Here is a 13,629-nt window from a genome sequence, read left to right on the forward strand (position 1 = left end):
CTCATTCAAAATTCCTCATTATGATATCGGCTGCTGCCCGCACCTGGCGCAACGGTCCCGCCGCAGGCTGGAACGGAAACAGGTTTAAATCGGCCTCCGCCGCCTCCTGCAAAAACCAGAAAAACGAATCTACTCCGGCCGCGATGCCCAATGTGGAGGCCCCCCCAAAGCGGCAGTTGCACTCAATAATGTGCAGCCCGCCATCGGGGGTGAGCAGGGCTTGCAGCACGAGCGGGCCGTACAAGCCCAGCTTTTCGACAATGGGAACGAGGCGGGACACCAGGCCGGGGGCGTCCAGCGTGGTTGTTATCTGCGATTCGCCGTGAATGATGACGTCGCGGGTGCGGGGCACCAGGCCGCGCACTTTGCCGCTGCGGTCCACGTAGGCATCCACGCTGATTTCCCGGCCCTCGACAAAGGGCTGAAAAATGGGCTCCTGCAGCGCGTGCGCATGGGTCAGGGCCGCCGCTTCCGGTAGGTTGAGGCCCAGGCTCAGAGAGCCCGCGCCGTGCCTTTCCTTCACCACAAAGCCGGGCGTGGCCGAGCCGTGAACATCGGTGGTGATGCCCAGTGCATCCAGCCCCAGGGCCGCGGGGATGATGGGCAAGCCGTTTTCCTGGCCAAAAGTTGAGAACTCCAGCTTGTCGATGCAGCGGTTTATGGCCTCCAGCGCACTTACCAGCACGGCAATGCCGGCCTCGGCCAGCGCGGCGCGGTGCCGGCTCCAGAAGGCCAGCTCGCCGTCGCGGGTGGGAATAATGTGTCCAATGCCGTGGTCGAGGCAGTAGCGGATGATTTCCGGCAGGTGCTCATCGGCGGTGGCCGGCATATGCCAGAATGCATCGGTGAAGTGCTGGGCCAGGCAGGCATGGTTCATGTCGCCGCCTACTACTTTCATGTCGGGGTGCAGGCGTTTCGCAGCGGCCTGCACGGCGCGCACCAGTGGCACCTTGGCCGCTACGCTACTGATGAGCACATGGCCGGGCGCTTTAGTGGCCGGAGCATCGCCCCGGGCTTGCTCGTAGGCGATGATTTGGGGGATGGCCAATTCCAACGTGGTGGGCGGCAGCCAATCTATCTGGCTCGACCACCGCGTCATATCGGCCTGCGAGGCTTCGAATGGAATATCCGACGCCACGTACTTGGCCCGCAGGTCGGGGAAGTTTTGCCGCAGTACCTCCACTACTTCGCTCACGCGGCGGGCTTGGCCAGTGCCCAGGTTGATGATGCCCGTCACGGTTTCGGCCGCGGCGAGGCGCAGCATACCTTCGGCCGTGTCGGCGGCGTAGAGGTAGTCGAAGAACGACTCGGCGCCATACACCGTGATTTCTTCGCCAGCCAGCAGCATGCGCACCCAGCGCGAGGTGATGTCGCGCCCGTTGCGGCCGTAGCCGCGGTAGATGCGCGGAATGGCCGTGCTGAACTGCTCGCCCCGAAAGGTTTGCAAAAAGCGCAGCTCAATTTCGTGCGCCAGCTTGGCCATGCCCGTCAGGTTGCGGGGCAGGATGGGGTCGTCTTCGCGCAGGCTGCGGGCCTGGGCCGGCACCTCGGCAAAGTTGTAGAGCGCGGGGTCGTATATGAGGTAGCTCGAGGCAAACACCACGCGGCGGAGCGAAGGCAGGTCCTTCTGCACCGTCATCAGGTGGTGGCTCAGGCGCACGTTGTGCTGGAAGTTCTCTTCCCAGAACCCGTAGGTTTCCGTTGAGCGCTCGAAAGTGGCCGCGAGGTGGATGAACAGGTCGGGCCCGAAAGCGCCGATTTCCTGCTCGGTGAGGTAGTTCAGGTCGCCCTGCCGGTATTGGAAGCGGACCGGGAAATCCGCCGGCCGGGGCTTGATGTCGCCGACCAACACCTGAATATCGGCGGGCAAGGTAGCCAGGCGGCGCACCATTTCCTGGCCAATAACGCCGGCGCCGCCGCTGATGAAAATTCGTTTAAAGGGCAGAACCAAAGGTTGTGGCATAGTCGGTGGCCAGTTGGCCGTGCATCAGTGAGTCGGCAAAGGTATCCGGAGCCAGGCGCACGTGCTGGCGCAGGCGCCCTTCGAGCCGGAAGCCAGCTTCTTCCAGGATGGCGACGTGCGCGGGCCGGATGTCGTAGGTCTCGGTGAACAAGCGGTTGAATTTCAGCCCAACAAAAGCGGCCTGGCCCAACAGGCGCAGGTGGGCGAGAAAGTCATCCCGGTATGTTTCCGGCGCCGCAGCCCGCGCGGGATCGGCCAGAAAGGAGACTTCGGCCCGGCTGTCGGGCCAAGAGATGTGCACGAGGCCCCCATAGGCTACCAGCTCGTCGTGGTGCAGAAGTGAAAAGAGCAGTTGCCCCGGCTTTTCCTGGTCAAACAAAGGCATTACCACACGCTGGAAATAAGCGTCTTGCTGCTCGGCCGTGAGCGGCTCGGCTTGGCGCAGCACCTCCAGCTGGGCATTGCGCCAGGCCCGGATGGGCTCCCGGTCTTCGTAGCGAATGGGAATGAGCCGGTAGTTTTCCCAGCGGTGTTCGGTTTGGGGGAGGGGGATGTAGGTGGTCAAGGCAAACGGTAGATGCGTGGCCGTAAAAAGGCCGTCATGCTGAGCGCAGCCGAAGCATCTCGCTCGCATGGTTAAACGATTGGTTTAGTGACAGCACGCGAGATGCTTCGGCTGCGCTCAGCATGACGTGCTAATTAGAATCAGATAACCAAGTAAGAAATCAGCGGATTGAGCGGGCTGCGGCGCAGGGCGTAGTTGGCCACGCCGAATACCTCGTCGAAGGCCAGCGTCTCGCCGGGGAATTCCGGGCAGTTAAGCTCATCAAACGCCACCACGGCGCCCTTGGTCAGGCGGGGGCGGATGGCTTCGAGGCAGGCCTTGGTGGGGGCATAGATGTCGAAGTCGAAGTAGGCGAAGGCGATGACGGTTTCGGGGTGGTCCTTCAGGTAGCGGGGCACGGTTTCGGAGGCGTCGCCGGCCACCAGCTCAAACTTGCGCTTGTGCGGAATGGGGCTGTCGGCCTCGTGCAGGGCCAGGATGTGGGAGAGGTATTCCTGGTAGTTCTTCGTCACGCCGTAGTCGCCTTCTTTCACCTGGTCGCCGTCCTTGGGGTCTACCGACGGAAAGCCGCCGAAAGTGTCGAAGCCAATGATTTTGCGGTTGTAATTGAACGGCTCGTAGATGCCGCGCAGTGCGTGCATCAAAGCCAGGTTCTGGCCCCAGCGCACGCCAAACTCCATGGCCACGCCGTGCACCGGAATGATTTGCTGGTAGAGCTCCGTGAAAAACAGCAGGCGCGAAAACGTTTGCCGGTTCAGGTACAGCCCCAGGTTGTTGAGCAGCTCGGTGTTGGGGATGGGCGACTCGCGCAGGGTTTGGGCGAAGTTTTCGCGGCGGGCCTGCTCGGGAACAGGGGCTCCGCTGAGGACGGAAATGGGGGCGGTGGCGGACATAAGAAAAGCTGAGCGGCGACTACGCCGGCTGCAAAAATGCGACAATACTGCGGCCCAAGCCTACGCCGGCCATGGCCTCGTAGTAGGCCGCCACGGCGGGCAGCGGGGCGGTGCGCAGCAACAGGTTGTCCTGCTCGACACGGGCGCGGTGGGCGCTTTTGCCGGCCGCACGGTCCATTACGTAGTTGGTAGCTGGGTTTAGCAGGTTAAGGTCAATGGGTTGGTCGGCAATGGCTTTTGAAACGTGCCAGCCAGTGGCCTGGGCCAGGTTGCGCAGGCCGGTTTGGTTGAAGTAGGAAAGGTGGTCGGGCAGTACCACCCAGAACGGCCGGTCGATGTGGCCACCGTCGAGTAAGTGCTGCTGCAGGGCCGAAAAATCGTTGGGCACGTCCACCATCAGCACGCCATTGGGCTTCACCAGCGCCCGGCAAAGGCGGAATAACTCAGCGGGCTCGAGTACGTGCTCCAGCACATTGTCCAGCCACAGCACATCAAACTGCTGGCCCGCCGCCACGAGCTTTTCCAGTTCCTCGTACAAGTCGCCGGTGCGCAGCCGCTCCCGCAGCGCCGGATGAAACTTCTCCAGGCTGAAGCTGCTGAAATCCATCCCAAGCACCTCCCAGCCCTGGCGCTGAAAATAATCTAAGGCCCAGCCTTCGCCACAGCCAATATCGAGGAAAGACCCAGCGGGAAGTTGAGCTACATCTGTTGCTTCAGCAGCTGATGCCTCAACGTCGCTGGTGCCTTGGTTGCGCAAATCCGCCAGCACCCAGTGCCGCAGCTTCAGCTTGCCCTCAATGTGCTCCAGCTCTTCGGGCGGGTAGCTGGCCTGGTAGGTGGTCAAATTTTCCTGGTAGTAGCGCTGGGCGTAGTAATCGCGCAGCTCCTCCGGCGTGGGCTTGTGCTTGATTTCGTAAAAGCCAAACTCGTTCAGGCGCAGGGTATCGGGCAGGTTCATGTGGTTTTTTGCTCGATGTGCGCGTTCAGAGCCATGATTTCGGGGTGGGCTTCGAGCAGGGCCAGCAGGTCGGCCACGCGAAGCTCTGCCGCGCCGTATTGCTCAATCAGGGCGCGCAGTACTTCGTAGTCTTCGGCCGTGTCGAGCGTGATGCGGAAGCGGCTGAGGTCGCCGCCGGGCCATACTTCGTCGCGGTAAATCACGCGGCCGGCCGTGGCCGGTTTGGCCTTGATATAGGGCGTCACGTGCTCCCGCTCGTAGGGCAGCGTGGCATTGGCATAGGCTTCGGCCAGCAGCTCCATCGAGAAAATCTCGAAGTCGAGTCCCCGGGGAAAGGTGCGGACGATGGAGTTGGAGCGGTAAACCAGCGGGTTGCCTTCCTCGAGGTAGCGCGCCACGGCAGCCCCAATCAGGGGGCCATCCACCAAAGGGCAGTCACTGGTGACGCGTACAATGACGTCGAGGTCGAATTTCTGAGCCGTTTCGTAGTAGCGGGCCAGCACGTCAGCTTCACTGCCGCGGTGGTAGGGCAGCTGGTTGGCTTCGGCGTAGGCGGCCAGCACGTCGTCGGCGGGCTCAGTGGTGGTGGCCAGGATTACGGGCAGGCCACTTTGGCACAGCCGGGTCACGTGATAGTCGAGCAGCGGGCGGCCCGCGGCGGGCAGCAGCACCTTACTTGGTAGCCGGGTGCTGCCCATCCGCACCTGCGAAATGATTCCGGCGCGCTGCATCAGGCGGTGGTTTTCTCGAGCAGGTACACCACGTCCTGGTTGCCGCGCTCGGCGTCGTTGATGTAGGGGTATAGCTTCTGCTTCACGAGGCGCAGCTCCGGGAAATTATCCAGGAAGACCTGGGCAAAGTCGGTTTTCCAAAGGAAACCTTCGTTGCCGCGGTACTTGATGGGCGTGGTTTCGGGGGCGTAGTACTCGTAGCCCATGATGTAGCGGCTGGAGCAGCGCACCATTTCGCCCATGATGCGCGGCAGGTCTTCGGGCGCAATGTGAATGAGCACGCCGTTGGTGCATACCACGTCGAAGTAATTGTCTTTGAACGGCAGGTCGAAGCCGCTGCCTTGCAGGATGTTCACCCCCCGTACAAAGTCGCGCGCCTTCTCCACGGCGTATTGCTGCAGCTCAATGCCGTACAGGTTGGTGAAGCCAGCGGCTTGCAACCCCACCAGCTGCATGCCGGTGTTGCAGCCCACTTCCAGAATACGGGCATCGCGCGGCAGGTCACTGAGGAATTCGGCGTTCATCTCCAGCTTGGTATGGCCGTAGAGGTCGCGGTAAAAGGCGTTCCACTCGTCGAGCGGGCGGGAGTTGCGGTCGGTGTATTCCCGGCCGAAATCGCCGGCCCAGAAATCCTCTTGTTGGGTGTGCTGCAAGGTTATTTGGCAATTAAAGAACGTCATGCTGAGCGCAGGCGAAGCATCTCTACCGCTTCGTTGAATCGATTGAATTACTGCTGCAATAGAGATGCTTCGGCTCCGCTCAGCATGACGTGCTGTGATATAGTTTTATTCTTCGTGCTTCTGGACAAATTCCGAAATGCACGCTACCACATAGTCCTGTTCTTCATCCGTCAAGGTCGGGAAAAGCGGAATGCTGAGGCAGTGGGCATAGTAGTCTTCCACCAATGGAAAGTCGCCCGCTTTCCAGCCCAAGCCCTCATAATAGGGCATGCGGTGCACCGGGATGTAGTGCACCTGGGCAAAAATCTGTTTGGTTTTGAGGAAGTCGTAGAGGCCTTTGCGGTTGGCTACCTCGATGACGTAGAGGTGGTAGGCGTGGCCGGGGCGGCCGGGAGCCAGCACTCTCACGCCGGGCACTGGGGCAAAAGCGGCGTCGTAGCGGGCGGCTAGCGCCCGGCGACGAGCCAAGCCTTCGTCGGCGCGGGCGAGCTGGCTCAGGCCGAGGGCGCAGTTGAGGTCGGGCAGGCGGTAGTTGTAGCCCAATTCCTGCATTTCCATGTACCAACCGCCATCGGGCTCGCGCTTGAGGTCGGCGGGGTCGCGGGTGATGCCGTGGGTGCGCAGGCGCAGCAAGTGGTGAAACAGCGGCTCGCTGTTGGTGGTAATCATGCCGCCCTCGCCGGTGGCAATGTGTTTGACCGGGTGGAAGCTGAAAATGGCCAGGGCGGCAAAGTTGCCGTTGCCGCAAAGCTGCTCCCGGCCCTTGGAGTCAATGAAAAAACCGCCCGGGGCATGGCAGGAGTCTTCAATTATCCAAAGACCAAACTCGTCGGCGAGCTGGCGGGCCGCTTCCAAATCGACGGCCAGCCCGGCAAAATCCACGGGAATCAAGCCCGTGAAGTAGCCTTTGGGGTGCGCCTCGAGCAGCGCCCGAACCCTCAGCAAATCGATAAGCCCGGTGGCGGGGTCAATGTCCGCGAAATGAACCTCGCCGCCGCAGTAGCGCACGCAGTTGGCCGAGGCCGCAAACGTGAGGGGCGTGGTGATAACGCGCTGGCCCGGCTGCACATTGAGCGCCAGGGCGCAAAGGTGCAGGGCTGCCGTGCCGTTGCTCACGGCCACGGCATACCTGGCGCCTACGTAGGCAGCGAATTGCTTCTCAAACTCGGCCACGGTGGGGCCTTGCGTGAGGTAGTCGGCGTGCAGGGCCGCCGTCACGGCCGCTACATCGGCGTCCGTAATGTGTTGGCGGCCGTAGGGCAGGGCCCGGGTAGGCTGGAAGGCTGTTTCAGGCATGGGCCGGTGAGAAGTTAGACAGCGAAATGGGCGTCGACGTGCAGCCGGATTTCGTCCCGAATCTGCTCGGCGTTGAGCCATTCTTGGTTGTTGGCCGAGTCGTAATGGAAGCCCAACGGCACGCGCTTGCCGTTGAATTCGGCAATGAACTTGTCCACGTCCCAGGTCGGCATCGACGGCAGGATGACGTAGTAGCGGTCCAGCTCCACGGTGCTCAGGGCGTCGGTTTCGGTAATCATGGCCTCGTGCAGCTTCTCGCCGGGGCGGATGCCCACAATCTGCTGCTCGCACTCCGGGCCGATGGCGCGGGCCACTTCCGTGATTTTGTAGCTGGGGATTTTGGGTACGAATATCTCGCCGCCCCAGGAGTGCTCCAGCGCATACAGCACCAAATCCACGCCTTCTTCGAGCGAGATGTTGAAGCGCGTCATGTCGGGGTGGGTGATGGGCAGCACGCCTTTGTGGCGCTCCTGCAAAAAGAACGGTACTACCGACCCGCGCGAGCCGATTACGTTGCCGTAGCGCACCACCGAAAAGCGTAGGTCGCGCGCGCCTTTCATGTTGTTGGCGGCCACAAAGAGCTTGTCCGAGCAGAGCTTGGTGGCGCCGTAGAGGTTGATGGGGGCCGCGGCTTTGTCGGTGCTCAGGGCCACTACTTCCTTCACGCCGCAGTCGAGGGCGGCGTTGATGACGTTCTCGGCCCCGAAGATGTTGGTCTTGATGCACTCCATCGGGTTGTACTCGGCGGCGGGCACTTGCTTGAGGGCCGCGGCGTGAATCACGATGTCGATGCCTTCGCAGGCGCGGTGCATGCGCTCGCCATCGCGCACATCGCCTATGAAATAGCGGATGGCCGGGTACTTGGCCGGGCTAAACTCCTGGCTCATTTCGTACTGCTTGAGCTCGTCGCGCGAGAACACCACGAGGCGCTTCACCTGCGGGAATTTTTCGAAAACGGTGCGCACGAACTGCTTGCCGAACGAGCCGGTGCCGCCCGTAACGAGGATGGATTTGTGGTTGAGGTCGAGAGCCATGAAAAAGGGGAAGCCGAATAGGACCACAAAAGTAGGTGAATGCGGGTTGGCTGCCTCACCTGCCATAGTGGTGCGGGCTTTTCCAGCGGCCAACTATTTGCCAGTCATACGGCTGCGTCTTTTGGCTTAACCGGTAATTCCCATGGATTCCTATTCGCAAATCGTTATTTCGGCCGTGGAAGCGGCCCGGCATTCCGTCGTGAAGATTGACGTACGGAAGAAAAACAAGCAGCAAAAACTGGCCCCGGTAGGGTCGGGCTCCGGGTTTTTGTTTTCCACCGACGGCTACGTCTTCACCAACAGCCACGTGGTGCACGGGGCGGAAGACATCCGCCTCACCTTCACCGACGGGGGCGAGCACCCGGCCACGCTGGTCGGCGAAGACCCCGATTCGGACCTGGCCCTGCTGCACACGCCGGCCGCGGGGCACCCGGCCGCCCGGCTCGGCGACTCCGCGGCCATTCAAATCGGCCAGCTTGTCATTGCCATTGGCAACCCCTACGGCTTCCAGCACACCGTAACCAGCGGCGTGGTGAGTGCGCTGGGCCGTACCCTGCGCACCGAAACCGGGCGCCTGATTGACAACATCATCCAGACCGATGCCGCCCTGAACCCCGGCAATAGCGGCGGGCCGCTTATCGACGCCGACGGGCAGGTGCTGGGCGTGAACACGGCCACCATTCGGGGCGCGCAGGGGCTGTGCTTTGCCATCGGCATCAACACGGCCACGACCATTCTGCCCGCCCTGCTCACCGAAGGACGGGTGCGGCGCGGCTACCTGGGGCTCATGACCCAGCAGATTGCCCTGCACCCGCGGGTGGTGAACTTTCACCAATTGCCCACCCACCAGGCCTTGTTTGTGGTGAGTGTGGAGGCGGGCTCGCCAGCCGAGGTGGGCGGCCTGCGCGAAGGCGACTTTGTGGTGGCATTTGCCGACCAGCCCGTGGCCAGCAGCGACGACCTGTTCCGGTTGCTGACGCACGAAAAAATCGGGGCGTTTCATTACCTCACCGTCCTGCGCGGCCAGCAAATACTCGACCTGCGCATCACGCCCGTCGACAACAGCGCGGGCCAGGCCCGGGTGCGGCCAGTGGCCGCGTAAGTGGCGGGAAGGGAGCGGGTAATGTCACATGTGAGGCTGGCGAAGCAGCTTGTCAGGTCTGAATGATTTCATGGCGCAACGATTCGTTCTAACCTGATAAGATGCCTCGTGCCTCGGCATGACAGACACTTGCAGTTCTGCAGATGATGCGGCGATGCTCAGCAGGCCTGGCTTTTTAGCTCAGAACCACCCAGTCTGCGGGACTTCTGCCCAGAAACGCTCGCGGCTCCCGACCTTTGGCCGCCGGAGCTTCTTCCGCGTTGCGAATGCTATTCAATTCCCTTCATTTTCTGGTGTTTTTCCCGATAGTAGTCGGGCTCTACTACGGCCTGCCGCCGCGGTGGCGCGGGCCGCTGCTACTGCTGGCCAGCTACTATTTCTACATGAGCTGGCGGGCGGCCTACGCCCTGCTGCTGCTGGCCACCACGCTGGTAGACTACTACAGCGGCTACCGCATGAGCCAGCTGCCCACCAGGCAGGAGCGGCGGCCGTACCTCTACCTCAGTCTGGTGAGCAACCTGGGCACGCTGTTCGTATTCAAGTACTTCAACTTTTTCCGGGACGCGACTTTGCAGCTGGCTGGCGCGCTGCACCTGCCGCACGCGTCCTGGCCGGCCTTGGGTCTGCTGCTGCCGGTAGGGGTTTCGTTTTACACGTTTCAGTCGGTGGGCTACATCATCGATGTGTACCAGGGTCGGTTGGAAGCGGAGCGGAATTTTGGGCGGTTTGCCTTGTTCGTGGCCTTCTTTCCGCAGCTGGTAGCCGGCCCCATCGAGCGGGGCGGCCACATGCTGCCGCAGTACCGCCAAACCCACGCATTCGATTACCAGAAGGTAGTGAGCGGGCTGCGTCTGATGGCCTGGGGCTTGTTCAAAAAAGTGGTGGTAGCCGACCGGCTGGCCCTGTTCGTCAACCCGGTGTTTAATAATCCGCAGCAGCACCCCGAAGGCCCGCTGCTGGTGCTGGCCACGCTGGCCTTTGCGTTTCAGATTTACGGCGACTTCTCCGGCTACACCGACATGGCGCGGGGCGCCGCCCGGGTGCTGGGCTTCGATTTTAACCTCAACTTCCGGCAGCCTTACTTATCAGCTTCGGTGCCCGAATTCTGGCGGCGCTGGCACATTTCGCTCTCCAGCTGGTTCCGCGACTACGTATACATTCCGCTGGGGGGAAGCCGCGTGGCCCCGGCCCGCGCCTATGGCAACCTGATGGCTGTGTTCCTCATCAGCGGCCTGTGGCACGGCGCCAACTGGACGTTCCTGGTCTGGGGCGGCTTGCATGGGCTGTACCTGGTGCTTAGCACCTGGGCCAAGCCCCTGCGCGAGCGACTAGCTCAACTTACGGGGCTGGCCGCCCATTCGCGGCTGCGCCACGGCCTGGGCGTGCTGGTCACCTTCACGCTGGTGACCTACGCCTGGATATTCTTCAGAGCCAACAGCTTGGCAGATGCCTTGTACATCAGCCGGCACCTGGGCAGTGGGTGGACTGCGCTAAATGGCCGCCGGATAGGAACCCTGCTGCTGGACTTCTCCCAGCACTACCGGCCCGAGCTGGCGATGGCCTTGTTTGCCGTTTTTGTGATGATGCTGGTCGAATACCTGGGCCGCAACCGCAGCCTGCAGGACTGGATGACCGCGCAGCCATTTCGGGTGCGGTGGGTGGGCTACGTGGGGCTCACGCTGCTCATCCTGTACTTGGGCATTTTCAACAGCACCTCCTTTATCTACTTTCAATTCTGATACGCCCGTTGTCCCCCGCTGTATCCCGATTTCTTGTGCGCTTGGTGCTGCTGGCTAGTGCAGGCGTGGCGGGGCTGCTGTTGCTGGGCCCGGTTGTGCTGGGCGGCCATGTCGATGCATTTTATGGCCGCTTCACCAGCCCCCGGGCCGGGTCGCTCATCCTGGGTACGTCGCGAGCGGCGCAGGGCATCCAGCCGGCGGTGCTCACGGCCAGCCTAGGCCCCAGATTCGAGCCACCGTTGCTAAATTATGCCTTCACGCTTACGCACTCGCCATATGGTCCGGCTTATTTGCGCAGCATCCAGCGCAAGCTTCGCCCGGAGGTGAAAAACGGCCTTTACATCGTAGCCGTGGACCCGTGGTCACTGTCCCTGACCGGGCGGGAGGGCACGTATCCGGAAGACAATTCCTTCATTGGCCAGCTCCACCAGATTAGTCAGAACCCCAACCTGGCCTACCTCACGCGCTACCAAACCAAGCCCCTGTACCGGCTCCTGCTCGACTATGCCACCGCCACCGAGCGCCTGCACCCCGACGGCTGGTTGGAAGTAAATATCGGCACGGACAGTGCCCAGGTGCAGGCCCGCACCGCCCGCAAATTGCAGGATTACCGCCAGCTGGCAGCCACGCAGCACCTTTCCGCCGGGCGCTTGCAGGCGTTGCGCCAAACCATTGAGCTGCTCAAGCAACACGGCCGGGTCTATTTGGTCCGTTTGCCGGTTGGGCCTTCGCTGTATCAACTTGAGCTAAGCTACCAGCCCAAATTCGACCAGCTCATGCGCGAAATGGCTGCTAACCAAGCGGTGTCCTACCTGGATTATAGCACCCAGCCTTATGCTACCACGGATGGCAACCACCTGCAAAAGGCCGCTAGTAAAACATTCAGCGAGCAGCTAGCCAAGGATTTAAAGCAGCTTTAGATTCTGGAGGCCGGCTTGCTGTCAGAATAGGGGTGAAAGGGTAACTCCACTCGAGGAACCTCACCCCTGCCGGGCACGGCCCCGGCCCCTCTCCAAAAGAGAAGGGAGCCTGCTTGTCATTGCGAATGAAGCGCAGCGGAATGCGGCAATCCGTCCTCTCGCTGCGACCAGCCTAGAGTTGTGACAAACTCTTTTAAAGCAAAAAGCCCCGACTCTGCAGCAGAGCCAGGGCTTTTCACATTAGAAGGGTAGTCGCTGAGACCAGGACGGATTTCCACGGCCTACGGCCTCGCAATGACAGCACCGCGCCGCCGTAGCATCCCTCTCCGCGGGAGAGGGGCCGGGGGTGAGTTTCCACCAAATTCACTTCACCCGCACCAGCTCTGCCAGCCGCTGCGTGAGCGACACCCGCGAGTACCGTTCGTGGCTAATTGCCGGCAGGTCCAGGTTGGGGTTTTTGCGCCACTGGTCTACCATGCCTTCCAGCGTTTCCAGCATGAGGGCGTAGTCCTGGTAGGGCAGGGCGTGGCCGGCGGCGCATTCCTGCAGCAGAATATCGGCATCGCAGCCGGCGGGGCCCACGCACAGAATGGGCTTATTGGCGGCGAGGTACTCGAACACCTTGCCGGGCAGGATGCCGAAGTTGCGCGGCACATCGGGGATGGCCATCAGGAGCGCCGACGCGCAGAGCAGGTGCTTTACCGACTCGTCGTGCGGCACGAAGGTGAGAAATTCGGTGGTTGGCAGCAAGCCGGCCAGCTCAATCTGGTGGCGCAGCTCCGCCGATACCTGGCCCACGAAGCGCAGGCGCAGGGGCACGTCGGGGTTGCGGGTGGCGCAGGCGGCCACGGCTTCCAGCAGGCGGTTGATGTGGTAGAGCTCCGTGATGGTGCCGGTGTGCGTGATGCGCAGGCAGTCGGTGGGCGGCTGCGAGGGCTGCTGAAAATCCGATTCGTCGTAGCCGTTGGGCAGCACGTGGAATTTGGCCGAAGGCAAGTCCGGGAGCTTGGCCAGGAAGAGGCGCTTGGTTTCGGGCGAGGTTACCAGCACGGCATCGGCCTGGGTGAGCACGCGGCGCTCGTAGCGCGCATCGAGCCAGGCGGCCAGGGGCGTGTGGTGCAGGTCTTTGTAGTAGTAGATGTCCGTCCAGGGGTCGCGCAGGTCGGCGAGCCAGCGCAGGCCGTGGCGCCGCTGCAGCTCCAGCCCAATAAGCTGGGTGGAGTGGGGCGGCGAGGACGTGAGCACGGCGTCAAACGTTTCGCCGGCGGCCAGCAGCCGCTCCACGGCGGCCAGGGCGTGGCGGTTCCAGCCCCGGCGCGGGTCCGGAATAAAGACGTTGCCGCGCACAAAGCGCATGGCTTTCTGCATCAGCCCGGGCTTGCCTTCGTTGGCAAAGCCGCCGTAGGGCACGGCCCGGCCAGTCAGTTTCTTGTAGCTTTCAAACGGCTCGGACGTGCCGGTGCGAATGACGCGCACGCCGGCGGGCACTTCCGCCAGCAGGCTTTCGTCCAGCACCGGGTAGGTCGCTTCGGCGGGGTCCACGGTTATCACGGTGGGCTCAACGCCGAAGGAGCCCAGGTGCTTTACAAACTTCAGGCAGCGTTGCACGCCGGCCCCGCCCGAGGGCGGCCAATAGTAGGTGATGACGAGCAGGCGCAACGGGCGAGGGGAGGGCACGAAAGAAGGAGACAACTAGCGGGGCGCGAAGGTACGTGGTTTGCCGGTTTTCGGGCATTTATGGTTACTTT

The 13,629-nt window shown here is 62.1% G+C and carries 12 protein-coding genes; 3 read left to right on the forward strand and 9 right to left on the reverse strand.

What is annotated here, in order from left to right:
- Position 1 precedes the first annotated feature (1 nt).
- The 8 genes from AUC43_RS12860 to pseB form a co-directional block, all read right to left on the reverse strand.
- Positions 2-1,951, reverse strand: a complete 1,950-nt coding sequence (locus AUC43_RS12860; protein WP_068194170.1) for an NAD-dependent epimerase/dehydratase family protein — start codon at positions 1,949-1,951, stop codon at positions 2-4.
- Entirely contained in the window at positions 1,935-2,528 is a 594-nt protein-coding gene (locus AUC43_RS12865; protein WP_068194175.1) for a GNAT family N-acetyltransferase, read from the reverse strand. Before AUC43_RS12865 ends, AUC43_RS12860 begins: the two co-directional genes overlap by 17 nt.
- A gap of 140 nt (positions 2,529-2,668) precedes the next feature.
- The gene (locus AUC43_RS12870; protein ID WP_068194176.1) at positions 2,669-3,421 is read right to left on the reverse strand and encodes a class I SAM-dependent methyltransferase; all 753 of its coding nucleotides are present in this window, start codon (positions 3,419-3,421) and stop codon (positions 2,669-2,671) included.
- A gap of 19 nt (positions 3,422-3,440) precedes the next feature.
- The gene (locus AUC43_RS12875) at positions 3,441-4,379 is read right to left on the reverse strand and encodes a class I SAM-dependent methyltransferase (protein WP_068194178.1); all 939 of its coding nucleotides are present in this window, start codon (positions 4,377-4,379) and stop codon (positions 3,441-3,443) included.
- Positions 4,376-5,110, reverse strand: a complete 735-nt coding sequence (locus tag AUC43_RS12880) for a cytidylyltransferase domain-containing protein (RefSeq protein ID WP_068194180.1) — start codon at positions 5,108-5,110, stop codon at positions 4,376-4,378. The genes AUC43_RS12875 and AUC43_RS12880 overlap by 4 nt, the downstream gene beginning before the upstream one ends.
- The gene (locus AUC43_RS12885; RefSeq protein WP_068194183.1) at positions 5,110-5,790 is read right to left on the reverse strand and encodes a pseudaminic acid biosynthesis-associated methylase; all 681 of its coding nucleotides are present in this window, start codon (positions 5,788-5,790) and stop codon (positions 5,110-5,112) included. Before AUC43_RS12885 ends, AUC43_RS12880 begins: the two co-directional genes overlap by 1 nt.
- Positions 5,791-5,895: 105 nt before the next feature.
- Positions 5,896-7,086, reverse strand: coding sequence for a UDP-4-amino-4,6-dideoxy-N-acetyl-beta-L-altrosamine transaminase (pseC, locus tag AUC43_RS12890; protein ID WP_068194186.1), 1,191 nt, complete (start codon positions 7,084-7,086; stop codon positions 5,896-5,898).
- Between the two features lie 14 nt (positions 7,087-7,100).
- Positions 7,101-8,120 (reverse strand): UDP-N-acetylglucosamine 4,6-dehydratase (inverting), encoded by a 1,020-nt coding sequence (pseB, locus tag AUC43_RS12895; protein WP_068198580.1) that lies wholly within the window; start codon positions 8,118-8,120, stop codon positions 7,101-7,103.
- Between the two features lie 142 nt (positions 8,121-8,262).
- Here pseB and AUC43_RS12900 point away from each other — a divergent pair, with 142 nt between their 5' ends.
- From AUC43_RS12900 to AUC43_RS12910, 3 genes are all read left to right on the forward strand, one after another.
- A complete protein-coding gene (locus AUC43_RS12900) occupies positions 8,263-9,222 on the forward strand; it encodes a S1C family serine protease (protein WP_068194187.1) in 960 nt (319 codons plus the stop codon).
- A 266-nt stretch (positions 9,223-9,488) separates the two neighbouring features.
- Positions 9,489-10,961, forward strand: a complete 1,473-nt coding sequence (locus AUC43_RS12905) for an MBOAT family O-acyltransferase (protein ID WP_068194190.1) — start codon at positions 9,489-9,491, stop codon at positions 10,959-10,961.
- A gap of 35 nt (positions 10,962-10,996) precedes the next feature.
- A complete protein-coding gene (locus AUC43_RS12910; protein WP_157781067.1) occupies positions 10,997-11,881 on the forward strand; it encodes a hypothetical protein in 885 nt (294 codons plus the stop codon).
- A 363-nt stretch (positions 11,882-12,244) separates the two neighbouring features.
- Here AUC43_RS12910 and AUC43_RS12915 read toward each other — a convergent pair whose 3' ends face one another.
- Complete coding sequence (locus AUC43_RS12915; RefSeq protein ID WP_233254006.1) at positions 12,245-13,558, reverse strand: glycosyltransferase family 4 protein; 1,314 nt, start codon at positions 13,556-13,558, stop codon at positions 12,245-12,247.
- Positions 13,559-13,629 lie beyond the last annotated feature (71 nt).

This window comes from Hymenobacter sedentarius (assembly GCF_001507645.1).
Lineage (GTDB): Bacteria > Bacteroidota > Bacteroidia > Cytophagales > Hymenobacteraceae > Hymenobacter > Hymenobacter sedentarius.